This window comes from Micromonospora sp. DT15 (assembly GCF_049841475.1).
Taxonomy (GTDB): domain Bacteria; phylum Actinomycetota; class Actinomycetes; order Mycobacteriales; family Micromonosporaceae; genus Micromonospora.
In genome coordinates this window covers 125,803-148,190 of sequence record NZ_JBNCKJ010000002.1, presented here as the reverse complement: position 1 = coordinate 148,190, position 22,388 = coordinate 125,803, and the positions used below count along the sequence as shown (strand labels likewise).

General features: G+C 71.8%; 22 protein-coding genes. 11 read left to right on the top strand and 11 right to left on the bottom strand.

Translation table 11 applies throughout. The features are described from left to right. Nucleotides 1-132 precede the first annotated feature (132 nt). The 3 genes from ACLQ3F_RS04785 to ACLQ3F_RS04775 all read right to left on the bottom strand — a co-directional run bounded on the left by ACLQ3F_RS04785 (nucleotide 133) and on the right by ACLQ3F_RS04775 (nucleotide 2,833). Nucleotides 133-837 (bottom strand): MSMEG_4193 family putative phosphomutase, encoded by a 705-nt coding sequence (locus ACLQ3F_RS04785; RefSeq protein ID WP_425846458.1) that lies wholly within the window; start codon nucleotides 835-837, stop codon nucleotides 133-135. A 110-nt stretch (nucleotides 838-947) separates the two neighbouring features. Continuing rightward, on the bottom strand, nucleotides 948-1,784 hold the full coding sequence (locus tag ACLQ3F_RS04780) for an undecaprenyl-diphosphate phosphatase (protein ID WP_387353539.1): 837 nt from the start codon (nucleotides 1,782-1,784) through the stop codon (nucleotides 948-950). Beyond that, nucleotides 1,781-2,833, bottom strand: a complete 1,053-nt coding sequence (locus tag ACLQ3F_RS04775) for an LLM class F420-dependent oxidoreductase (RefSeq protein ID WP_425846456.1) — start codon at nucleotides 2,831-2,833, stop codon at nucleotides 1,781-1,783. The genes ACLQ3F_RS04780 and ACLQ3F_RS04775 overlap by 4 nt, the downstream gene beginning before the upstream one ends. Nucleotides 2,834-3,020: 187 nt before the next feature. Between ACLQ3F_RS04775 and ACLQ3F_RS04770 the strand changes: the two genes are divergently transcribed. Beyond that, nucleotides 3,021-3,992 carry an aldo/keto reductase gene (locus ACLQ3F_RS04770; RefSeq protein ID WP_091408467.1) on the top strand — a complete coding sequence of 324 codons (972 nt, stop codon included), beginning with the start codon at nucleotides 3,021-3,023 and terminating at the stop codon, nucleotides 3,990-3,992. A gap of 125 nt (nucleotides 3,993-4,117) precedes the next feature. Here ACLQ3F_RS04770 and ACLQ3F_RS04765 read toward each other — a convergent pair whose 3' ends face one another. Continuing rightward, entirely contained in the window at nucleotides 4,118-4,618 is a 501-nt protein-coding gene (locus ACLQ3F_RS04765) for a TetR/AcrR family transcriptional regulator (RefSeq protein WP_425846454.1), read from the bottom strand. 81 nt (nucleotides 4,619-4,699) lie between these two features. Here ACLQ3F_RS04765 and ACLQ3F_RS04760 point away from each other — a divergent pair, with 81 nt between their 5' ends. Next, on the top strand, nucleotides 4,700-5,608 hold the full coding sequence (locus ACLQ3F_RS04760; RefSeq protein ID WP_425846452.1) for an oxidoreductase: 909 nt from the start codon (nucleotides 4,700-4,702) through the stop codon (nucleotides 5,606-5,608). Nucleotides 5,609-5,651: 43 nt separating this feature from the next. On the opposite strand, the gene ACLQ3F_RS04755 is transcribed toward ACLQ3F_RS04760, so the two are convergent. Continuing rightward, nucleotides 5,652-6,560, bottom strand: coding sequence for a hypothetical protein (locus ACLQ3F_RS04755; protein ID WP_425846450.1), 909 nt, complete (start codon nucleotides 6,558-6,560; stop codon nucleotides 5,652-5,654). 543 nt (nucleotides 6,561-7,103) lie between these two features. Between ACLQ3F_RS04755 and ACLQ3F_RS04750 the strand changes: the two genes are divergently transcribed. Then, nucleotides 7,104-7,295, top strand: coding sequence for a DUF5703 family protein (locus ACLQ3F_RS04750; RefSeq protein ID WP_013734349.1), 192 nt, complete (start codon nucleotides 7,104-7,106; stop codon nucleotides 7,293-7,295). Between the two features lie 52 nt (nucleotides 7,296-7,347). Here ACLQ3F_RS04750 and ACLQ3F_RS04745 read toward each other — a convergent pair whose 3' ends face one another. Together ACLQ3F_RS04745 and ACLQ3F_RS04740 are read right to left on the bottom strand one after the other, a co-directional pair. Continuing rightward, on the bottom strand, nucleotides 7,348-8,010 hold the full coding sequence (locus tag ACLQ3F_RS04745; RefSeq protein ID WP_091408864.1) for a hypothetical protein: 663 nt from the start codon (nucleotides 8,008-8,010) through the stop codon (nucleotides 7,348-7,350). A gap of 58 nt (nucleotides 8,011-8,068) precedes the next feature. Continuing rightward, on the bottom strand, nucleotides 8,069-9,397 hold the full coding sequence (locus tag ACLQ3F_RS04740; protein ID WP_425846448.1) for a M20/M25/M40 family metallo-hydrolase: 1,329 nt from the start codon (nucleotides 9,395-9,397) through the stop codon (nucleotides 8,069-8,071). 147 nt (nucleotides 9,398-9,544) lie between these two features. Between ACLQ3F_RS04740 and ACLQ3F_RS04735 the strand changes: the two genes are divergently transcribed. The 3 genes from ACLQ3F_RS04735 (at nucleotide 9,545) to ACLQ3F_RS04725 (ending at nucleotide 11,526) form a co-directional block, all read left to right on the top strand. Further along, nucleotides 9,545-10,156: a hemerythrin domain-containing protein gene (locus ACLQ3F_RS04735; protein WP_425846447.1), complete on the top strand. Its 612-nt coding sequence runs from the start codon at nucleotides 9,545-9,547 to the stop codon at nucleotides 10,154-10,156. 83 nt (nucleotides 10,157-10,239) lie between these two features. Beyond that, complete coding sequence (locus tag ACLQ3F_RS04730) at nucleotides 10,240-11,220, top strand: LysR family transcriptional regulator (protein WP_357208156.1); 981 nt, start codon at nucleotides 10,240-10,242, stop codon at nucleotides 11,218-11,220. 60 nt (nucleotides 11,221-11,280) lie between these two features. Then, nucleotides 11,281-11,526, top strand: coding sequence for a hypothetical protein (locus tag ACLQ3F_RS04725; protein ID WP_210818733.1), 246 nt, complete (start codon nucleotides 11,281-11,283; stop codon nucleotides 11,524-11,526). Nucleotides 11,527-11,583: 57 nt separating this feature from the next. Here ACLQ3F_RS04725 and ACLQ3F_RS04720 read toward each other — a convergent pair whose 3' ends face one another. Genes ACLQ3F_RS04720 through ACLQ3F_RS04710 form a run of 3 tightly spaced genes read right to left on the bottom strand, consistent with a single transcriptional unit; the run spans nucleotide 11,584 to nucleotide 14,701 of the window. Next, nucleotides 11,584-11,934, bottom strand: a complete 351-nt coding sequence (locus ACLQ3F_RS04720) for a DUF3140 domain-containing protein (RefSeq protein ID WP_141909299.1) — start codon at nucleotides 11,932-11,934, stop codon at nucleotides 11,584-11,586. Further along, nucleotides 11,934-12,146: a hypothetical protein gene (locus ACLQ3F_RS04715; protein WP_357208051.1), complete on the bottom strand. Its 213-nt coding sequence runs from the start codon at nucleotides 12,144-12,146 to the stop codon at nucleotides 11,934-11,936. Before ACLQ3F_RS04715 ends, ACLQ3F_RS04720 begins: the two co-directional genes overlap by 1 nt. Then, nucleotides 12,143-14,701, bottom strand: coding sequence for an ATP-dependent Clp protease ATP-binding subunit (locus ACLQ3F_RS04710; protein ID WP_355007897.1), 2,559 nt, complete (start codon nucleotides 14,699-14,701; stop codon nucleotides 12,143-12,145). The genes ACLQ3F_RS04715 and ACLQ3F_RS04710 overlap by 4 nt, the downstream gene beginning before the upstream one ends. 140 nt (nucleotides 14,702-14,841) lie before the next feature. On the opposite strand from ACLQ3F_RS04710, the gene ACLQ3F_RS04705 reads away from it, so the two are divergent. From ACLQ3F_RS04705 to ACLQ3F_RS04685, 5 genes are all read left to right on the top strand, one after another. Continuing rightward, nucleotides 14,842-15,234 (top strand): hypothetical protein, encoded by a 393-nt coding sequence (locus ACLQ3F_RS04705; protein ID WP_355007896.1) that lies wholly within the window; start codon nucleotides 14,842-14,844, stop codon nucleotides 15,232-15,234. A gap of 152 nt (nucleotides 15,235-15,386) precedes the next feature. After that, nucleotides 15,387-15,647, top strand: a complete 261-nt coding sequence (locus tag ACLQ3F_RS04700) for a hypothetical protein (RefSeq protein WP_030332749.1) — start codon at nucleotides 15,387-15,389, stop codon at nucleotides 15,645-15,647. Nucleotides 15,648-15,653: 6 nt separating this feature from the next. Next, nucleotides 15,654-16,751 carry a hypothetical protein gene (locus tag ACLQ3F_RS04695; protein WP_425846441.1) on the top strand — a complete coding sequence of 366 codons (1,098 nt, stop codon included), beginning with the start codon at nucleotides 15,654-15,656 and terminating at the stop codon, nucleotides 16,749-16,751. Beyond that, nucleotides 16,744-19,419, top strand: a complete 2,676-nt coding sequence (locus ACLQ3F_RS04690; RefSeq protein ID WP_425846439.1) for an FtsK/SpoIIIE domain-containing protein — start codon at nucleotides 16,744-16,746, stop codon at nucleotides 19,417-19,419. Before ACLQ3F_RS04695 ends, ACLQ3F_RS04690 begins: the two co-directional genes overlap by 8 nt. After that, nucleotides 19,416-20,078, top strand: coding sequence for a hypothetical protein (locus ACLQ3F_RS04685; RefSeq protein ID WP_425846437.1), 663 nt, complete (start codon nucleotides 19,416-19,418; stop codon nucleotides 20,076-20,078). The genes ACLQ3F_RS04690 and ACLQ3F_RS04685 overlap by 4 nt, the downstream gene beginning before the upstream one ends. A gap of 92 nt (nucleotides 20,079-20,170) precedes the next feature. On the opposite strand, the gene fxsT is transcribed toward ACLQ3F_RS04685, so the two are convergent. Further along, the gene (fxsT, locus tag ACLQ3F_RS04680) at nucleotides 20,171-22,213 is read right to left on the bottom strand and encodes an FxSxx-COOH system tetratricopeptide repeat protein (RefSeq protein WP_425846434.1); all 2,043 of its coding nucleotides are present in this window, start codon (nucleotides 22,211-22,213) and stop codon (nucleotides 20,171-20,173) included. Between the last annotated feature and the right edge of the window lie 175 nt (nucleotides 22,214-22,388).

Below are 22,388 nucleotides of genomic sequence, written 5' to 3'. Positions count from 1 at the left end.
TGGCATCGCGCACCCCACCGACGCGAATCGCCACAGCGACGGCGCGCCCGGTGTAGCAGGGGTTACACCCGGGCGTGGCGGCCATTTCGGCCTGCGCGGACGCCCCGGCCGGGGGCGGTGTCGTGACGGGCCTCACCGCGACGCACCCGCTCCGCCACCGACGGCCGCGTCCGAGTCGGCCACGCGGTTCGCGCGCCGACGCCGCTTGGCCGGCGGCGGCACCAGCGCCGCCAGGTCGCCACCGGTGTCGTTGAGTCGCACCAGAAACGGACGCAGCGGCGTGAACCGGATCGCCGTCACCGACGCCGGGTCGGCCACGATCCGCTGAAAGGCATCCAGGTGTACGCCGAGCGCGTCCGCCACGATGGCCTTGATCACATCGCCGTGGCTGCACGCCAACCAGACCGCCTCGGGCCCGTGCTCGGCGGTGACCCGCGCGTCCCAGGAACGCACCGCCGCCACGGCACGGGCCGCCATCGCCGCCATCGCCTCGCCACCCGGGAAGACCGCGGCGCTGGGGTGCTGCTGGACCACCGGCCAGAGCGGCTCCTTGGCGAGTTTCTTCAGCGGCTGCCCCTCCCAACTGCCGTAGTCGCACTCGATCAGCCCGTCCTCGACGATCGGGGCGGCCTGCGGGAGCGCCAGCTCCAGGGTCTGCCGGCAGCGGATGAGCGGGCTGGTCACCACGGCGGCCAACGGCACCGCCCGCAGGCGCTCGCCGACCGCGGTGGCCTGCGCGCGCCCGGTGTCGTCCAACTCGACCGGTTGCCGACCGGCCAGGCCGCCATCGGCGTTCGCCGTGGTACGGCCGTGTCGCAGAAGCAGAAGGGTCGCCACGGGACCACCCTATGACCTGACCCCCGGGCCGGGCCGTCGCGGGCGGCGACCTCACGACTGCGGCCCTCGTCCCCACCCGCGGGCGGAGACGAGGGCCGTCGGCAGACCGGTCAGGTGGCGTCGATCGTGCCGGTCAGCAGCAGGGCCAGGACCAGGGTGCCCAGCGCGACCCGGTACAGCACGAAGACGTACAGGGTGTGGTGGGCGACGTAGCGCAGCAGCCAGGCGATGGCCGCGTAGCCGATGCCGAACGCGATCAGGGTGGCCACGATCGTCTGGGCCACGGTCGGCACTGACGTGCCCGGGGCGGACGGTTCGAAGACGTCCCCGAGGCTGAACACCCCGGACATCACCACCGCCGGGATGGCCAGCAGGAACGAATACCGTGCCGCCGCCTCCCGGGTCAGGTTGAGCAGCAGGCCGGCGGTCAGCGTGCCGCCGGAGCGGGACACACCGGGGACCAGCGCCATCGCCTGGGCGAAGCCCATCACGATGCCGTCCTTCATCCGGAAGTTCTCCAGGGTGCGGGTCTGCCGCCCCCAGTACTCGGCGAACGCCAGCACGAACGCGAACACGATCAGCGTGGTCGCCACCACCCACAGGTTGCGCCCGGCGGTCTTGATCTGGTCCTTGAACAGGAAACCGAACAGCCCGATCGGGATCGAGCCGACGATGACGTACCAGCCCATCCGGTAGTCGAGGCTGGAGCGGACCGACTTGTCCCGGATGCCCACCAGCCAGGTCCGGGTGATCCGCCAGATGTCCTTGGCGAAGTAGATCAGCACTGCCGCTTCGGTGCCGAGCTGGGTGACCGCGGTGAACGACGCGCCGGCGTCACGGTCGAAGAAGATCGCCGAGGTGATCCGCAGATGCCCCGACGAGCTGACCGGAAGGAACTCGGTCAGTCCCTGGACGATGCCCAGGACGATGGCCTCGACCCAGGTCACTCGCCGACTCCCGAGAGGTCGAGAGCCTCGGCGACGGTACGCAGAGTCTGCACACCGCTGTCCCGGTCGGCCACGAAAAGGGTCACCGACAGCGTGGTGACCCCGGCTGCCGCGTACTCCCGCATCCGTTCGGCGACGCGCTCCTTCGGACCGAGCAGCGAGGTGCGGTCGATGAACTCCATGGGCACGGCGGCGGCAGCGTCACGCTGCCGCTTGGCCAGGTACAGGTCCTGCACCTCGCGGGCGGCGTCGCCGTAGCCCATCCGGGTGGCGAGCTGGTTGTAGAAGTTCTGCTGGCGGCTGCCCATACCGCCCACGTAGAGCGCGGCGTACCAGCGGACGAGTTCGGCGCAGGAGGCCACGTCGTCGCCGATCACCACGGGCACCGACGGCACCACGTCGAACCCGGCCATCTCCTTGCCGACCTTGGCCCGCCCGGCGCGCACCGAGGCGAGCTGCTCCTCGGCGAACTCCGGAGCGTAGAACACCGCCAGCCAGCCGTCGGCGATCTCGCCGGCCAGCTCCAGGTTCTTCGGGCCGACCGCGGCCAGGTAGATCGGTATGTGCTCGCGCGGTGGGTGGAAGCCCAGTCGCAGGGCCTTGCCCGGGCCGTCCGGCAGCGGCAGCGTGTAGTGCTCGCCGTCGTACTCCACCTCCTTGCGGGCGATGGCCAGCTTGACGATGTCGACGAACTCGCGGGTCCGGGCCAGCGGCTTGGCGAAGCGCACACCGTGCCACCCCTCGGAGACCTGCGGGCCGGAGACGCCCAGGCCGAGGCGGAACCGGCCGCCGGAGAGCGCGTCGATAGTGGCGGCGGTCATGGCGGTGGCCGCCGGCGTACGGGCGGGGATCTGCATCACCGCTGCGCCGACGTCGATCCGTTCGGTCTGGCCGGCCATCCAGGCGAGCATGCTGGGCGAGTCGGAGCCGTACGCCTCCGCCGCCCACACCACCGAATAGCCCAGCCGGTCCGCCTCCTGGGCCAGCGCCAGGTGGTCGGCCGGTGTGCTCCACGCCGTCTGGTATCCGAGACTGAGCCCGAGTCGCACTGGTCCTCCCCCATCCGTGGCACAGGTCGCCCCAGGTTACGCAATGCCGATAACGGACTCGATCACCGGCTCGACACCTTATGATCCCCCCTCCATCGGGGCAGCCCGGGGCGGCGGAACCGGCAGAACCGGCAGAGATACGGGAGCGAGGATATCGGTGGCGGCAGGTTCGAAATAAGGTTCACCCATGCAACAGCGACCGCTCGGCCGAAGCGGGCTGGCGGTTTCGCGGCTCGCGCTCGGCACCATGACCTGGGGCCGGGACACCGACGCCGACGATGCGGCCGCTCAGCTGAAGAGTTACCTCGACGCGGGCGGCAACCTGATCGACACCGCCGACGTGTACGGCGACGGCGACGCCGAGTCGGTGATCGGCTCACTGCTGGGCTCCCTCGTCCCCCGCGAGGATCTGCTGATCGCCACCAAGGCGGGGTTGCGCCCCGGCAGTGGCCGACGCCGGGACGGCTCCCGGGGACACCTGCTGCGCACCTTGGACGCGTCGCTGCGCCGGCTCGGCACCGACCACGTCGACCTGTTCCAGGTGCACGGCTACGACCCGGACACCCCCCTCGAAGAGACCCTGGCCGCCCTGGATCACGCGGTGGCCAGCGGCAAGGTCCGCTACGTCGGGGTGTCGAACTTCTCCGGCTGGCAGACCGCGCGGGCCGCCGCCTGGCAGACCGCCTGGCCGGGGCGGGCGCCGGTGGTCGCGTCCCAGGTGGAGTATTCGCTGCTGGAACGGGGCGTGGAGCGGGAGGTGCTGCCCGCGTGCGACGCGCTCGGCCTCGGCGTGCTGCCCTGGTCGCCGCTGGGCCGGGGCGTGCTCACCGGCAAGTACCGGCACGGCCGTCCGGCCGACTCCCGGGCCGCGTCGCCGCACTTCGAGCGGTTCGTCTCGACCTACCTGGAGCCGCGCTGCTCCAGCATCGTGGAGGCGGTGGCGACGGCGGCCGGTGGGCTGGGGGTGTCGCCGCTGGAGGTGGCGTTGGCCTGGATCCGGGACCGGCCGGGCGTGACCGCGCCGATCCTCGGCGCGCGCACGGTCGGGCAGTTGCTCGGCGCGCTCGCGGTGGAGCGGATCACCCTGCCCGAGGAGATCACCACCGCGCTGGACGACGTCTCCGCGGTGCCGGTCGGCTACCCCGAACGCGACGGCTGACCGGCCGGCCGCGCCAGGGCTGGCCCCGCGCCGGGTCAGGTCTGAGCGGTCGTCGCGCGACCTGCCCCGGCCACATCATCAGGTGCGCTCTCGATCTTGGCGCTCTGGGACTGAGACTTCGTGCATCAGGCGCGCAGGCCGGCGATGACGATCTGAACGAGAATTGCGGAGCCGCGGTGACGCGCGGTCGCGACGCAGCCGGTCACGAGAGCGTTGATGTCGTCGGCCGTGACGTCCGGACGGATGGTTCCGCGTTGCTGCGCCTCGTGCAGGAGTTCGGCGAAGGCTGCGGTGAGGGCGGCGTCAGCGTCGGCGGGTATGTGGTAGCCGCCGCCGGCCAGAGCATCCGCGATGGCGCGATTGGTGAGGCCGGCGTCCACCATGACGGTGAAGAACTCGGCGAAGTCGATGCCAGAACGGGCCTTCTCGGTCAGGGCGTGGAGGCGGTCGAGCACCACGGCCTGGATGAGCGATTCCTTGGTCGGGAAGTGCCGATACACGGTGCCGGCGCCGACGCCTGCGCGGCGGGCGATCTCGTCGATCGGCACGCCCAGGCCCTCGGTGGCCAGGATCTCGTAGGCGGCATTCAAAACGCTCTGGCGATTGCGGCGAGCATCGGCACGCATGGGGTTCTCCGGCCTGTCGACAAGCGGGGCGATCGTTCCGTATAGTTAAACGGGGCGACCGTTCCGATTGTAGGAGACGCCATGTGGAGTGCGCGTGACATACCCCGGCTCGACGGCACCACCGCGCTGGTGACCGGAGCCACCGCCGGCATCGGCCTGGAAATGGCAAGAGCTCTGAGCGCACAAGGAGCTCACGTGGTGATCGGCGCTCGCGACGCGGCACGCGGTGCGGAGGCCGTGCGTGCGTTGCCCGGCAGAGGCAGCGTCCTCGCACTCGAACTCGCCAGCCTCCACGCCGTGCGGCAAGCGGCAAGCGACCTCCACAAGCGCTTCGAGCGGCTCGACATCCTGATCAACAACGCCGGTGTGTGGTGGCAGCCGGCACAGCGTACGAAGGACGGCTTCGAGTCTCAGATGGGAGTCAACCACCTCGGCCACTTCGCGCTGACCGGCCTGCTCCTCGACATGCTTGAACGATCACCGGCCGGACGGATCGTCACGGTCAGCAGCAAGGCGGCCGCCGCAGGCTCCGTCACGGCCCTCGACCCCAAAAGCCTCGACGGGTACCGGCCAACCACTGCCTACAACGCCTCGAAACTCGCGAACTTACTGTTCGCGTTCGAACTGCAGCATCGACTCGCCGCGGCCGACTCATCGACGATCAGCCTCGCGGCTCATCCGGGCGGAGCGCGCACCAGCCTCTTTCGTGACGCATCCTCAGGCTTCCGCGTGGACAACGCGACGCTTGGGTGGCTGTTTACCCAGCCTGCTCGGGCCGGTGCACTGTCCGTACTCCGGGCGGCCACCGATCCGCGAGCCGTCGGCGGCGAATACTACGGACCGGGCGGTCCGGGGCAGTTCAAGGGCAACCCGAAACCGCACCGGGCCCCGGACCGTGCCTGCGACCCGGCCACACGACGCCGATTGTGGGCGATGTCCGAAGTGGCGACAGGAGTCGCCTACCCCTTGCCTGCCGAAGCTGCGCTTTGATCTATTCCTGCGACCCAGCGTACTGCTGGTCACGCCGGCGGGGTCACGGCTGAGGGCGCTGCCCGGGGAGGTCCTGGATCGCGGTCAGGAAGCGCGCCTGTTCGTCGCGGAGCGCGGGCTGGGTGAGCCGGATCCACGAGCCGTCGTCGAAGACGATCGTGGACGTCAGCTGCACGAGCCCGGTCGCGCCGCGCTCCGAGTCGACCCGGGCCACCCGGTCGCGTCGCATACTCCACAGCACCCGCGGCTGCCGTCGGTCGGGCCGGTCGGCGTCCGGGCGGGGGCCCATTCGCAGCAGGTGCAGGTGGGTGTCGGTCACCGCCAGCGGGGTGCCGCTGTAGCGCTCCAGGAAGAGCAGCAGGCTGCCGGCGAGGGTGGCGAGGTCGCCGCTGAAGACGTACCGGCGGCGATGGGCGATCTCGGCGAGCTGCTCGGCCAGCGGCCGGTACTGGCTCAGTCGGAACAACGCCCGGAACGCCTCCTGCTCCTCGGTGAGCGGGATGGGATCCCGCTGCACCCGCTGGTGTGGTGGGGCCGGCTCCGGTTCGGCTGCCTCCGGCACACCGGCGGCGATGGCGCCGGCCTTGCCCGGCAGCAGCAGCACGCCCGCGGCCAGCCGGACCGGCGTCAGCACCGCGTCCACCCAGACCACCGGGTTGACGATGTTGAGTAGCCCGAACAGCACCTTCGGATCGAGCGAGTCGACGAACTCATCGGCCATCACATCGGCGAGCTGCCGACCGGCCTTGTGGGTCTGCGGGGCGCGAACCGGGCCGAGCCCCACATAGCGCAACTCCTGCCCGGGCAGCAGTGGCGCGACGAGAGCGCGTTCGGGTTCGTCGCTGGTGCGGAACTCGTCGCGCAGCACACGGGCCTTGTCCCGGGCGGCCCGCGCGCCGCCGAGCACCGCATCGGTGAACCGACCGAGCCGGCCACGCTCCCCTGACGTCACGCGTTCCTCCTAGCGGCCCGCCGGCTGACCCGCCGGCGGCTGCCCGAAGACATTCTGGTCGATCCAGCCCGCCCCGCCCCGTCTGGTCGATCTGGAGTCCGGCACATTGCGATCGCGGCCAGGGTGAGCGTCCGGGCGCTGCCCAGGTCGACCCCCAGGACGGGCCTGGCCAGCCCGTCGATCATGGAGTTGTGGTGCCCGATTGAGCTTAATAACGGGCCTTTTGTTACCCACCACAACTCCATGATCGACGGGAGTCTGCGGGAAGACGCGCGCGGCGGGTCGGATTTGGGGGTCCAGCGCGTCGATCTTGCAGTTTCTGTTGCCGTTATGGTGCGACGTGACTGTTTTGTCGCGACAGGAAGTGCAAGATCGGCGTGGCGAGGGTGTTGGGCGGCACGGGGTGGCGTGAAGGCGGGGGTAACCGATCGGCGTGGCGAGGGGGTTGGGCGGGCGCGGGGCGGGCGCAGGGCGGTGGGGCGGCGTTGTTGGTCACCCTGGAGGGGGTGGCAAACGGTCGCTGGGCTGGGCAGCATGGAGGGCATGGACTACGAATACGCGCCACTGCGGCTGCCGCCGAACGTCGACCGGTTGACCGCAGCGGCGCAGTTGGCGATCCAGGCGGAGTTCTCCGGATGGGAGTTGGCCCGGGTGCGGCTGTACCGGGACGGCACGCGGCAGGTGGTGCTACGTCGGCGGCGGGTCAACCAGCCGCAGCCGGGTCTGTCGTACTGACGACCGGGCGGTGCCGCCCGAGGCCGGAGTCCGGCCCCGGGCGGCACCCGGCCTAGTGCTGGTGCCCGGCGTGGTCGTGGTCGTCGTCGAGCTCCAGGAACGGGTGCTCGTCGAGCCGACCGACCAGCCGGTCGTCGGCAGCCGGCTGGAACGGGCCGACCGCGTCGTCGTCGTCGAACGACTCCAGGTCGACCGGGGTGCCCACCTCGCTGACCATGACCACCCCGTCGAGTGGCTCCAACTCGGGGACGTCCAACGCGCCGAGCGAGCCGTCACCACTCTGCAGCAGCTCCAGCACGGCCTCGCCGACGCCCTCCACCGGCGCCGGCTCGTCGTCCTCCGGGGTGCCCTCGCGGCGGGCCGCCTCGGCCACCCGCAGCAGCGCGGCGACGCTCGGCACCCGGTAGTCGCGACGCTGACGCACCGAGATCACCCGAGGGTGCGGGTCGCTGGCCTCGGCACCCTCGCCGCCGCCGAAACGCTCGTCCGCCTCGTCCGGGTCGATCGAGTCGACATCCCACGGCGTCACCTCGCCGAAGGCGTCGAGCAGCCGCTCGTCGTACGCGAAGGAGGCGTTGTTCAAAGCCACGTACGCCTGCCAGACGTCGTCGTCGTCGACGCGGCCCTGGGCGGCGCGTACGGCGGCCAGGTGGTGGCGGGCCGCTTCGATCACCCGCTCGAGAGCGGCGTCCAGCTCACCATGCTGGTCGGTCATGTGGGGCAGTCCCTTCACGATGGGGAGGTTGCGCGCCGGCAGACACCGCCGGACACGACTAGCAGGTGCGGAGGAACCGGTCGAGAACCCGCACGCCGAACTGTAGTCCGTCGACCGGAACGCGCTCGTCGATGCCGTGGAACAACGCGGAGAAGTTCAGGTCGGCGGGCAGTTGGAGCGGCGCGAACCCGAAGCAGCGGATGCCGAGCTGCGAGAACGCCTTGGCGTCGGTGCCCCCGGAGAGCATGTACGGGACGGGCCGCGCCCCCGGGTCCTCCGCGCGCAGGGCCGCCGACATGGCCTCGACCAGGTCACCGTCGAAGGTGGTCTCCAGCGCCGGCTGCCGCTGGATGTACTCGATCGCGATGTCCGGGCCGACCAGCTCGCGCAGTTGCCGCTCCAGCAGCTCGGACTGGCCGGGAAGGCTGCGGCAGTCGATGGTGGCGGTGGCCCGGCCGGGGATGACGTTGTCCTTGTATCCGGCGCTCAACCGGGTCGGGTTGGCCGTGTTGCGGATGGTCGCGCCGATGATGTTGGCGATGGGGCCGAGCTTCGCGATGGCCGTCTCCGGGTCGTCCGGGTCCAGTTCGATGCCGAGCAGGTCGGAGACCTCGGTGAGGAAGGCTCGCACGGTGTCGGTGACGACCACCGGGAAGCGGTGCCGGCCGATCCGGGCGACCGCCTCGGCGAGCGCGGTGACGGCGTTGTCGTCGTGCATCATCGAGCCGTGCCCGGGGCGGCCCTTGGCGTGCAGCCGCAGCCAGTCGATGCCCTTCTCGGCGGTCTCGATGAGGTAGAGCCGCTGGCTGTCGTTGACCGAGTAGGAGAAGCCGCCGACCTCGCCGATCGCCTCGGTGCAGCCGTCGAAGAGGCCCCGGTGGTTGTCCACCAGGAAGTGCGCGCCGTACTCGCCGCCGGCCTCCTCGTCGGCGGTGTAGGCCAGCACGATGTCGCGCGGCGGGCGTACGCCGGTGCGCTGCCAGTGCCGCACCACGGCGAGCACCATCGCGTCGAAGTCCTTCATGTCGATGGCGCCCCGGCCCCAGAGATAGCCGTCGCGCAGCTCGCCGGAGAACGGGCCCACCGACCATTCGTCGGCGTCGGCGGGCACCACGTCCAGGTGGCCGTGCACCAGCAGCGCGCCCCGGCTCGGGTCGGTGCCCGGAATGCGGGCCACCACATTCGCCCGGCCCGGCGTGGACTCGTGCAGGACGGACTCCACGCCCACCTCGGCGAGCTTCTCCGCCACGTACTCGGCCGCGCGGCGCTCGCCGGCGCTGGTGTCGTTGTCACCGGTGTTCGTGGTGTCGATGCGCAGCAGGTCGCGGCAGAGGTCCACGACCTCTGCGGTGGGGTCGGGCAGGGCGGAGGCGGCGTCGCTCGTCATCGCCTCTTCATACCAGCCCGGGCCGCTCGACAGGCCGGCGCGGGTGGACGCATCGACGGGTCGGTTTCGCGTCGGCCGCGTTCGGGTACCGCCGCCCACGACCGAACGTCCTGCCGGAGCTTCCGCCCGCCAGTCGAGGAGGGCACCATGTCCGCTGTTCCCCTGCCGCCGCTGCCGCCCGCGCCCGCACCCGAGGAGGGCTACCGACCCGCCGGTCGTAGCATCGCCGACATCGTCGACGGGGAGCACCGGCAACTGCTGGCGCTGCTGGACCAGCTCTCCGGCCCGGACACCACACCGCAGGAGGGGTTGGCGGTGCTCACCGCCGCGCTGTCGCGGCACCTGTCCGCCGAGGAGCAGTACCTGCTGCCGGCGGTCCGCGCGGCGCTGCCGGCGGCCACCGAGCGGGTCGATGCGGAGATCGGCGCCGACGCGGCCCTGCTGAGCGCCCTGAAAGGGCTGACGGAGGAGGCGCTGACCGAGGTCGCCGAGCGGGTCCGCCGGCATGTCGAGGGCGTGGGCGCGCTGGTCACCGAGCTGCGCGCCGTCGCGACCGAGGAGGAGCTGATCCGGCTGGGCAACCGGTTGGAGATTGCCGAAGAGGCCGCGCCGACCCGACCGCACCCGGGCACGCCGGCCACCCCTCCGTGGAACCGGATCGTGGAGCCGGCGGTCGGGGTCGTGGACAAGGTCCTCGACGCGGTGACCCGGCGGCCGACGTACCTGGCGGACCTGCCGGAGCCGCCGCGCGACCGCTGACCGACGACCACCGACAGTGCATTCATTATCACCGATCCGCTCAGGCTATTCCGCCAGCAGACGCCTGGTCCTACCGTCACCCTATGAACCTGGAGCTGCGTCACCTGCGGGTGGTCTGCGCGATCGCGGAGACGGGAAGTGTGACGAAGGCGGCCTCGGCGCTCGGCCTGGCCCAGCCGGCGCTCACCGCCCAGCTTCAACGCATCGAACGGACGCTGGGCGGCCCGCTGTTCGACCGGGATCGGCGCGGGGCTCGACCCACCGCGCTCGGTGAGCTGGTGCTGGCCCGCGCCCGGGTGCTGCTGCCGGCGATGAAGGGGTTGCAGGACGAGGCCGCTCGGCTGGCCGGGGCAGGCGACACGCCGCCGTGCTACCGGTTCGGCGGGGTCAACAGCCCGATCCTGGGTCGGCTGGTGCACCGCTTGGCGGCCGAGCAGCCGCCCGCCCAGATCACCACGTACGCGTCCTGGTCGGTGGACGAGTTGGCGCAGTTGGTGGCCGGCGGTCGGCTGGACTTCGCACTGGCCGGCGTGTGCGGCGACGCCAGTCCGTCGGCCGGGTTCGGGTTGAGCTGGCAGGAGGTGGCCGTCGACCCGGTGCTGGTGCTGCTGCCGGAGACCCATCCCCTCGCGGCGCAGGAGGAGGTCCGCCTGGCCGACCTGCGCCACGAACAGTGGGTCGCCGCGCCGGGTGACGGCTGCTTCGCCGACTGCTTCGCCGCCGCCTGCGCCCGCGCCGGCTTCACCCCCCGCAAGGTGTACGAGACCGACATCCGCGGCTGCGTCGACCTGGTGGAGGCCGGCGTGGCGGTGGCCCTGTGCCAGGCGACGTTCCGTCCGGTGAGTGGTCTGGTCACCCGTCAACTCGCCGGGACGCCGCTGCGCTGGCGGCTGCTGCTCGGCTGGCATCCGGACTCCCCCGCCGCCCAGGGCGCGGAGCTGGTGCTGGAAACGGCGAAGGCGGCGTACGTCGACTCGTTGGCGCCGCACCCGGCGTACCTGGCCTGGCTGCCCCGCAACCCGGGGTTCGGCGTCCGGCACCCCACCGGGGTACGGCCGGGCTGAGCTGCCGGTATTCCGGGCCGCTGGCGGTGCGAACCGCCGTGGGCCGGGTATCTGGCGGACATGACCGACCTCTACCCGCCCGCCGACGACCGCGAACTGCTGCGCCAGGCGGCTGCCGCGCACACCGCCGCCACCCGTGCGGTGGAGGCGTTCCTGCGCCGCCTGCCGACGGTGCCCGACCCGGCCGACGTGACCGAGTACGCGAATCTGCTCACCCGGGAGGACCAGACCCGGGGCGACCGGGACGCCGCCGCCGACGCGGCGGGTCTGACGATCGCCAGCCTGGAGCCCGACCAGGGCCAGTAGCGCGCCGCGACGGTGCCGTCCCGGGTTCGGGACGGCACCGTCGCGGGTGAACCTCGCTCAGCGTTCGACGAGCGGGTCGTGACCCAGGTCCAGCAGGGAGTGCCGCCAGTTGTCGTCGGCGTTGCCGCGCGACGGTTTGGCGTCCATCAGCTCGCGGATCCGCTCGACCGCCTCCCGCATCACCTCGATGTCCTCCGGGGTGAGGTCCACCTTGCGCTTGTTGAGCACCTTGAGGATCTCCCGGCCGGGCTGGGGCAGGTCGAGGTTCGGGTTCGGGCTGAACGACTCCTCCCCCGAACCCCGGGTCAGCAGCCAGGTCCGCAGCTGCTCCGACGGGACGTTGACCTCGGCGTGGAAGTCCTCCCAGAGCACTTCCACCTCGGGGTCGAGCCGCGCTTCGCGTACCATCAGGTCTCCTCTCCGGGCGGCGGCCCGGACGTCTCCGGGTCGTCCTGGTCGGTCTTCGGATGCAGGCCCTCCGCGGGCACCCGCGTCCGGCGGGGGTTCGCGGTGGGCGACGCCAGGATCGGGTCGGGATGGTCGTCCTCGTCCCGGGGTTTCGCGGACTCCGCGGGCTGGTGCGGGTCCTCCTGTTCGTCCCTTCGCGCCGGCCCGCTCATCGCGGGTGTGTGGTCGTGGCGGCGGTGTACCCCCGCTCGCCCGCTGTCACGTCGAAGGTGAGCGCCCCGTCGCGGACGTCCACAGTGACCTTCTGCCCCGGCGAGATCGCCGACTCCAGCAGCATCCGGGACAGGTGGTTGTCCACCTCCCGCTGGATCACCCGGCGCAGCGGGCGGGCGCCGAACTCCGGCTGGTAGCCGTGCTCGGCGAGCCAGTCGATGCCGGCGGTGGTGAACTCCACCTGGAGGTCCTGGGCGTGCATCCGGCGGCGGGTCTCCTCCAACAGCAGCGCGGTGATGTCGCGCAGCTGCTCGGCCTCGAGCCGGCGGAAGATGATGACCTCGTCGATGCGGTTGAGGAACTCCGGGCGGAAGTTCTCCTGAAGGCGGCGCATGAGGCGCTCGCGCAGCTCGTTGCTCTCCTGCTCGCTGCCCACGTCCCCGGTGCCGAAGCCGACCGAGCGCTGGGCGCCGGTGATCAGTTCGGAGCCGAGGTTGCTCGTCATGATCAGGACGGTGTTCTTGAAGTTCACAGTGCGACCCTGACTGTCGGTGAGCCGCCCGTCGTCGAGCACCTGGAGCAGGATGTTGAAGACGTCCGGGTGGGCCTTCTCGATCTCGTCGAGCAGCACCACCGCGTACGGGCGGCGACGCACCGCCTCGGTGAGCTGGCCGGCCTCCTCGTAGCCGACGTATCCGGGCGGCGCGCCGACCAGCCGACTGACCGTGTGCCGCTCCTGGAACTCGCTCATGTCCACCCGGACCATCCGGTCCGCCTCGCCGAACAACGCCTCGGCCAGGGCCCGCGCCAACTCGGTCTTGCCGACACCGGTCGGGCCGAGGAACAGGAAGCTGCCCATCGGTCGCTCCGGGTCGGCCAGCCCGGCCCGGGAGCGGCGCACCGCCTCGGCGACCGCGGTGACCGCGTCGTCCTGACCGACCACCTTCTGGTGCAGGTGACCCTCCAGGCGCAGCAGCCGGTCGCGTTCCTCCTCGGTGAGCTGGCTGACCGGGATGCCGGTGGCCCGGGAGACCACCTCGGCGATCTCCTTGGGGCCCACCTCAGGCACCTGGGATCCGGACGAGCCGTCCTCGCCGTTGGCGCGTCGGATGTCCTCCTCCAGCTCGGAGATCCGGTCGCGCAGCGCGGAGGCCCGCTCGTACTGCTCGTCGGTGACGGCCTGTTCCTTGTCCCGGCGTACCTCGTCGAGTTCCTGCTCCAGCTCGCGCACGTCGGACGCGGGGGTGCGGGTCCGCAGCCGCACCCGGGCGCCGGCCTGGTCGATGAGGTCGATCGCCTTGTCCGGCAGGAACCGGTCGGTGACGTACCGGTCGGACAGCTCGGCGGCCGAGACCAACGCCTCGTCGGTGAAGCGCACCTGGTGGTGGGCCTCGTACCGGTCGCGTAGCCCGCGCAGGATGGCGATGGTGTCGTCGACGCTGGGCTCGGGCACCAGCACCGGCTGGAAGCGCCGGGCCAGGGCGGCGTCCTTCTCGATGCTCTTGCGGTACTCGTCCAGCGTCGTCGCGCCGATCACCCGCAGCTCGCCGCGGGCGAGGGCGGGTTTGAGCATGTTCGACGCGTCCATTCCGCCCTCGCTGCCGGCGCCACCGGCCCCGACCAGGGTGTGGATCTCGTCCATGAAGATGATCAGCTCGTCCCGGTGCGCCCGGATCTCGTCGATCACCTTCTTCAGCCGTTCCTCGAAGTCGCCCCGGTAACGGGTGCCGGCGACCAGACCGGCCAGGTCGAGCTGGACGACCCGCTTGCCGAGCAGGGTCTGCGGTACGTCGCCGTCGCAGATCCGTTCGGCCAGCCCTTCGACGATGGCGGTCTTGCCGACGCCCGCCTCGCCGATCAGCACCGGGTTGTTCTTGGTCCGCCGGGACAGGATCTCCACGGCCTGCTCGATCTCGTCGGCCCGCCCGATCACCGGGTCGATCTGGTCGTTGCGGGCCAGGTCGGTGAGGTCCTGCCCGTACTGGTCCAGGGTGGGGGTGCCACGGTCCGGCTTCGGCCCGGTCATCGGCCCGCGCTCGGCGTTGGCGGCCTGCAACGACTCGGGTTGGATCCGGCCGGCGGCCAGCATCCGCCCGGCCGGCGACTCCGGGTTGAGCGGCAGCGCCATCAGGATGTGCTCGGGGCCGATGTAGTTGGCACCCATCGCGCGGGACAGCTGATGGGCGTCGAGCAGCGCCCGCTTGGCGGCGGGGGTCAACGAGAGGTTGGGCGGCACCTCCCCGCGTGGCGCGCCGTCGCCCTTTCCGCCGAGGGCGTTGAGCAGGGTGTCCGGGTCGGCCCCGGCCCGGCGTACCAGGTCACGCAGCGGTTCGCGTTGCAGCGCCGCCCAGAGCAGGTGGTCGGTGTCCAGGTCGCTGCTCTGCCGTTGCGCGGCCCGTCGGGCCGCGTCGGCCAGCATCTCCCGGGCGTCCGCCGTCATCAGTCGGGTGATGTCGACCCGGTGCGGCGGTCGGCGCCCTCCCTCGCCCCGGCCGAAGTACCTGGCCAGGAATTCGTCCCACGGGTCGGAGCCGATGTCACCGGGTCCCATCATGTCTGTCCTCCGCAGTAGGGCTCGGCACGGTCGGCAGGGGCTACCCGGCGCGCGGCCCGACAAACGCCGCAGGTGGCGAAGGACCGGCATTCCGGGAGTGGCGTCGGGCCAGGGACGGGCGGTGGTGGCAGGCTGACCGGATGGATGAGACCCCGCTGCTGATCGTGGATGGCGCCAACGTGGTGGGCTCGCGCCCGAACGGGTGGTGGCGTGACCGCGCCGGGGCCGCTGCCCGGTTGCGCGACTCGCTCGCCCCGGTGGCGACCATCGGGTTGCCGGCCCGGCTGACCGCCCCGGTGGAGGTGGTCCTGGTGGTCGAGGGGGCCGCGCGGGGCGTACCGGGCACCGAGGGTGTGCGGGTGGTCTCCGCCGCCGGCTCCGGCGACGACACGGTGGTCGAGCTGGTGGAGGGCGCGCCGCGGCGTCGGCGACTGGTGGTCACCGCAGACCGGGAGTTGCGCGGCCGGGTGACGGCGCTGGGCGCCGAGGTGTACGGCCCGCGCTGGCTCCGCGAGAACCCGACCAGCAACTGAGAAATTCTCGCACTGGGACTCCCACAGATCGGACTCCCGGCACTTCCGAGGGCCTTCCGGACAGGCGGGCAGGAACACCGACAGGGCGGATGTTCTTTCGGAACCGGCGATAGGCTCTAATGGAGATCTCCCCGCCCCCAGGAGGTTCCGCCGTGGCGAGCGTCGCCGAGCTGAAGGCTGCCATCGATGTCGCCCTCCAACAGATCGGAGACGGGCAGACAGCCGTGCAGGCAGCCGGCGAGAAACTCTCCGAGGCACAGCAGACCCTTGCCGGGGCGCTGGAGGGCAGCGGGCACGAGACTGTGGAGGCGGCCCAGGCGTCACTGACCCAGGCCAGCCAGGAGCTGGAGGAGTGTCTCGCCGCGACACTTGTCGCGGTGGAGCAGGCGCAGCTCTACGTCTCCACTCTGTAGGCCGTCATGTCCATCATCGAGGATGTCGGCGGGCAGGTCCGTGCCGCCACCGAGGAGTTCCCGGTGGCGCTGCTCGGGCAGGCGCTGGAGAAGTTCGGCCTGGCCGCGGAGCGGCTGCGCTGGGTACGACAGGAGTCGGCCAACCCGATGGGGGTGCCCGAGCTCTCCGCCGCCACCGAGCACGCCGAGAGCGCCGGCTACGCGCTGCGGGTGGCCCAGGAACAGCTGTCGGCGTACCTGACGGCGATCGGGCTCGGCGCGGACGGCGCCCCGGCGCCCCGCCCTGAGCAGCAACGCGCTCCCCGACACGACACGCCACCGGTGTCCGGGCCCGCCGCGGTAGCGCCGGAGCCGGCCGAGCAGGTGCGAATGCGCCGCTGGTGGTCGGTGCGGGTGGCCGAGCTGACCGGCGGGCGCGAGGGCACCGACGACGAGCCCGACGAGCAGGTGGACGACTCCCAGGAGTTGCTGCGCCGAGTGGTGGGTGGTGTCCGCTCCGGCGACCGGGACCGGCTCCGCAAGGAGCTGCGCCGAGCCCCGGCCGACGTGGGGCTGGGCATGGCGGCGCTGGCGCCGCCGCTGCTGCGTGAGCTGGCCGGCGAGTTGCTCGGGCACCCGCCTCGCGCCACCGATCTCGGGCGGCTGCGCGGCGAGTTGGACGGACGTGTCCGCGACCTGCTGCCCGGGTTGCCGCCGCCGGTGCTGGAGACGTTGCTGACCCGGGTGTGCCGGATGCCGCCGCCGCGCGCCTCGGGGGAACCCCCGCACGCCGCCGACTCCGCGGTGACCGCCGGGGTGGCGACCGGGCTGCTGCTCGCCCGCCTGGGCCGGGACCTGCCGGCCGGCGGCGCGAAAGAACCGGCGGGTTCGGGGCAGCGAGGCGTCGTCGGGCAACCGGCGCGGGCGGGGCAACCGGCGGGCACGCAGCAGCCGGGCGGGACCGTGCGGTCGACGGGCGGAGTTCCCCGCGTCGGCGGTGCGGTGCAGCGCTCCGGTGGTCTGCCGCAGCGCTCGGACGGGCCGCCGCCACGCCCCGCTGGGCAGCCCCCACGCTCGGGCAGCCCCTGGCGGGACGCGCCGACGCGTCGGGGCTCCGATGGCTGACCGGCGCGGTCAGCTGGCCAGCCGGGTCCGGGACACCCTCGCCGAGGCGTTGGGCGCCACCCGCACCCGACTGTCCGCCGCCCAGGCCGACCTGACCGCCGGGCGGGAACGACTGGCCCGGGTCCAGCGGGCCGCGGCGGCCGTGCCGGAGCGGGTGGGCGCCCAACGGGACCGCCGCATCGCCGAGATCGACGCCCGCTACTCCACCCGGATCGCGGAGCTGGCCCGGCGGGCCGCCGACGCGGCCCGGCAGGAGGCGCCCGGCTGCGCGGGGGCCGACTGGGCCGGGTGGACGCCGACGCCCGCCCGCCGGGCCGAGCCGCCCGGCGCGCTTCGGGTCGGCACGGTCCGGATCGACGGCGTCGACCCGGTTCCCGCGCTGGTGCCGTTGCTCGACGCCGGGCACGTGCACCTCTCCGGGGACGACCGCGCCGGCTGCGACGCGGTGGTGTCCGCGTTGCTGCTGCGGGCCGTCGGCCGTGCCGACCCCGGGGTGGTACGACTGGTCGGGTACGACCCGGACCAGCTCGGCGGCGGCCTGGCCGGGTTCGCCCCGCTGGGCACGGCAGGGCTGCTCACCTTCGTCGGCCCGGGCGGGCTGGGCCCGCTGCTCGACGACCTGGTGGAGCAGATCCGACGGATCAACGAGACGGTCCTCGCCGGCGAGTACGCGTCGCTGCGCGAACTGGCTGCGGCGACCGGCCGACGACCCGAACCGTGGCGGGTGGCGGTGCTGCTCGGCGGGGAGGAACTGAACCGGCACGAGCGCGGGCAACTGGACCGGGTGGTGCGGGCCGGCGCCGCCTGCGGCGTACACCTGGTGGTACACGGTGTGCCGTTGCCGGAGGATCCGACGGTGACCCGGGTGGTGGCCGGCGTGTCCGGCGCGCGGATCGGCGGCTCGGCCGGGCTGCCGGTCCGGCTGGACCCACCGCCACCGGCGGCGCTGGTCACCGAGACCTGCCGGGACGTCGCCGCCCGGGTGAACGCGGGCCCGCCGCCGACTCCCTTCACCGACCTGCTGCCCCCGCCCGAGCTGATGTGGCGGGAGGACTCCGCCGACGGGCTGACCGCGCCGATCGGTGAGGGCCCACAGGGCCGGCCGGTACGGTTGACGCTCGGCGACTACCCACCGCACGCGCTGATCGGCGGGCCGTCCGGCACCGGCAAGACCAACCTGATCTTCGCGTGGATCGGCGCCCTCGCCGCCCGCTACTCCCCCGCCGAGCTGGAGTTCTACCTGCTGGACTTCAAGGAGGGGGTCTCCTTCGCGCGGTTCGCGCAGGGCCGGCGCGACCCGAGTTGGCTGCCGCACATGCGGCTGGTCGGCATCAACGTCAACACCGACCGGGAGTTCGGACTGGCGCTGCTGCGCTTCCTCGCCGAGGAGTTGCGCCGACGCGCCGACGCGGCCAAGAAACACGAGGTGACCAAGCTGGCGGAGCTGCGGGCGGTCGACCCGACAGGGCACTGGCCCCGCATCGTCGCCGTGGTGGACGAGTTCCAGATGTTGCTGGCCGGCCGGGACGTGGTCGCCCGGGAGGCGGCCGACCTGTTGGAGGACCTGGCCCGCCGCGGCCGGTCCCAGGGCATCCACCTGGTCCTGGCCTCGCAGGACGTGCGGGGCATCGAGGCGCTGTGGGGCCGGCCCGCGCTGGTCGCCCAGTTCGCCCTGCGCATCGCGTTGCCCAAGGCGCTGCGCATCCTCGCCGAGCGCAACGACGCGGCGCAGTCGCTGCCGCGCTGGCACGCGGTGATCAACGCCGAGTCGGGCATGGTGGAGGGCAACGAGGTGGCCCGCGTCCCGGCGGCCAGCGACTGGGAGACCTGGAGCGGGTTGCAGCACCGGCTGTGGCGGATGCGCGCCCCCGACGCGGCGCCGGCCCGGCTCTTCGACGGCGACGCGATCCCCCGGCTGGCGGACGCCCCGGACTTCCGGGCGCTCGCCGTACCGCCGGACGGAACCGCGCCGCGCAACCCGGTGGCCCTGCTCGGCGAGATCATCGACGTGCAGTCCCGCTCGGCGTCGCTGCGGCTGCCGCGCGCCCCGGGCCGCAACCTCGCGGTGCTCGGCACCCGCGTCGACGAGGCGTGCGCGGTGCTCGACGCGGCGGCCCGGTCGCTGGCCCGTCAGCACCCGCCGGGCACCGCCCGGTTCTCCATCGCCTGCCTCGACCCGGACGCCGACCCGATCGCCCGCGCCCTCTACGACGACCTGGCCGACGACGCCGCCTGGTACGACGAGGAGACCGTCGGGGAGCTGATGGCCGAGACGGCCGACGGGCTCGGCGGCCCGGGAACTCCGCACTACCTGCTGCTGTTCGCCGTCGACGCGGCAGCGGGCGCGTTGGCCGCCCGCGCGGGCCGGCGGACCGGCCTGGAGCAGCTGCGCCGGATCATGCACGACGGGCCGGAACGACGCACGCACGTGCTGGCCTGGTGGCGGGGTGTGGCCCGAATGCGCGCCGATCTCGGTGGGCCGGCCGCCCGTACCGACCAGATCGGCGCCTGGGTGGCCCTGGACGCGCACGGCGGCGAGCTGGGCTCGTCGCTCTATCCGGGCACCGGCGGCCCGGACTGGTATCCCCGCCCCTGGCGGGGGCTCTTCTTCGACCGGGCGGTGCACCGCACCGGACAGGTGATCATCCCGTATGGACCGACGCGATGAACGAACCGGTGACCAGCGAGACGTACGCGGCGCAGCTACGGCGGCTGGCCGAGCTCAGCGCGCGGGTACGCGAGCAGCGCGCCGAGGCGCACACCTGGCACGAGCGGCAGTGCGTTGCCGCCGAGCGGGCCGTCGCCGAGGCCGCCGACCAGCTCCAGAGCGCCGAGGAGGAGCTGGTCGCTGCCCGTGAGCAGCAGGAACGGGTCGACGCCGAGGTGACCCACCTGTGGCAGCAGGTCCGTTCGCGCCTCGGTGCCCGCCGTCTCGGTGGCCCGCCCGCCCCGGCGAACGGCGTCGGGGCCACCGACCCGGTGGTGCTGCTCGCCAAGGCCCGTGACCTGCTCGACCGGGCCGGTCAGCCGGGCGAGCTGCCGGGCTCGGTCAACCCGCTGCTGGCGCTCTGCGGGGTGGCCGGCGCCGTGCTGGCGTACGCGCTGGGGGCCGGCGCCCGCGCGCTCGGCATCGGGTACGGCGGAGACCTGGCGGTCGGGTTGCCGGTGCTGGCGCTGGTGGTGACCCTGCTCGGGCCGCTGGTCGGTCTGGTGCCGGCGCGGGTGCTGGCCGACCGCCGGCACGCGGTGCTCGGCCCCCGGCCGATCACAGTGGTCCTCGGTGCGGGGGTGGTCGCCACCGGGCTGCTGCTGGCCCTCGGCCGCTGATCCGACGAACAGCCCGCGGGTGGCCGCAGTCAACGACCGGACAGGGCGCTCGGGGCGCGAGACAGCACCAGCTAGACACCGGCATTCCGGGCTCAGCCCTGGTGGGACGAGTTCGGAAAAAGGCTCTGAGCCAGGGCCAAGGTTTCGGGATGGTCTGTGCCCAACACCCGCCTGCGACGTTCGAGAGTCTCCTCGTCAAGAGCGCGCGCCTCGTGGAGACTCCCCTCCCGGCGCAGAATTTCAGCGAGGATGGCCGCCGCCTGCAGAGTGCTGCGGTGGTCGGGACCAAGCCTGCGGCTGAGCTCGGCAAGGGACAGGCGGCACGACGTCCTCGCCTCGTCCAGTTCTCCGAGATTCGCTAGGTCGAGAGCGAGTTGGGTCGTGGTAATCAGGGTGTCCGGATGATCGTGACCAAGCACCACTTCCCGGCGGTCCAGAATCTGGCGGTGCAGAGCCCTCGCAGCTTCGTGTTCACCAAGCTCAGACATTCGATTAGCCAGATTGTTGGCGGACAGCAGAGTCCTGGGATCATCGTCACCGAAGATCCGCCGCAGGCGAGTGAGAGTGTCGCGGTTCAACTGCCGTGCGTCCTCGTATCTCCCGAGGTCGGCCATGGCCCTGGCGCAGTTGCCAGCCGAAGACAGGGTCTCCGGATCGTCCGGACCGAGCAGGCGCTGCAAACGGGCAAGTGTGTCCGTCTCGATGCCCAACGCGTCGGGATGCGCCGGGGGCAGCGTCGCCGACTGCCGCCGAGCTGCCCGCAGGACATCCAGATCGTCGCTGCCCAGCGATTGGGTCCATCTCTCGCGAGCTGCGCGGGCGAGCTCATTCGCTGATGCGGCCTGTCCGGACAGCTCCAGATACCGGGCGGCATCGAGAACGACTCTTCGATAATCCTGGCTGCCCGCGTCGGCGGATGCGGGGGCCAGCCGTAGATGCGGGCCAACGTGAGCCGTCAGGATGGACCACAGGGGCCAGAGGGCCAACTCAGAGGGGTCGTCGGATCGGTTCGCGGCGAGCAATTCACCGGCCAACTGCCACTGCCTGCTTCGCGTCCGTACGGTGAGCAGATCGCGCACGACTGCCGCCGTCGTGCGGTGCACCACGAGCGACCCCCCGTCCGAGTCGAGCCGCGCAAGGCCGAATTCCACCAGCCGCCCCACCGATGACCTCAGTTTGACGGGTGAGGCCTTGGCGAGGGCGCTTCGACTTCCCTCCTGCGGCATACGAGTGAGCCAGGTGAAGGGAATCGGCTCTGGCCCCAGGAACGAACACAGATTCAGGATGCTGACCCCTACGGGGTCCTCAACACTGAGCCGTTCGACGGAGAGCGCGACCACCGCGGCCAACGACAGTTGATATCCGACCGGCCTGCCGCGGTCCAGAATCTCGATCGCATGCACTTCGATCGCATCGACGTACTCACTGGGCCGCATGCCCGTTGCCACCATGAAACCCGCCGCCTGCGCTACCGCCAGGGGCAGATCGCCCACCGCGTTCGCGACCCTGTCCGCGTCCGACGGGCTGATCCCGCTCAGCTGCGCTGTCAATAAGGACACCGACTCTGTCCGGGAAAATACATCCACTTGAATCAACGCTCCTAGCTGATTCCAGTAGTTGGCTCGCGAGGTGATCAGCACTTGACCGGCACCATCGGGAATTACCGGCGAAACGAGCTCGGTTCCCGGCATGTTGTCCAACACCACCAACCAGCCCCGGTGGCCGCGCAGCCAGACCCGAGCCTTCTCGGCAGCATCCTTGACCGGTGTTCCTTCGGTTGCTTCACCCACTTCGACAGCCAACGCCGCCAACTGTTCGGTTACGAGCGGAGGCTGTTCGGCAGCTATCCACCAAATCACGGAAAAACGCTCTTTGAATCTGTGCGAATATTCGACTGCCAGACTTGTCTTACCGGAACCACCTATGCCGTGCAGACAGACGACAGATGATTCGAGTCGCAGGTGAAGGTCGTCCAGTATCTGTTCCCGACCGGTGAACAGCGGATTCCGATTCGGCATACGACGCGGGCCCGGCTGCTCAGTCTCGGCGGGGACAACGCTCTTGGATCTCCGGCGCGGCCACAGCAACACCACCTCGGACCCCACACACATCAGAGTTATGACGCCCAAGGTCAACCACGGATTCTGTCGCACCAGCTCAAGGACCCTGGGCCAACGCTGCTGGTCGGAAGCTGCGTTAGCGGCAAGACCTCCCAGCGCAGCCAACATCGGCACACCGGCCACGACCCATCCGGCCGAGCGACGACCATCAGAACCCATGGACGAATCCCTCCGCGGCACCGTCCCCCAC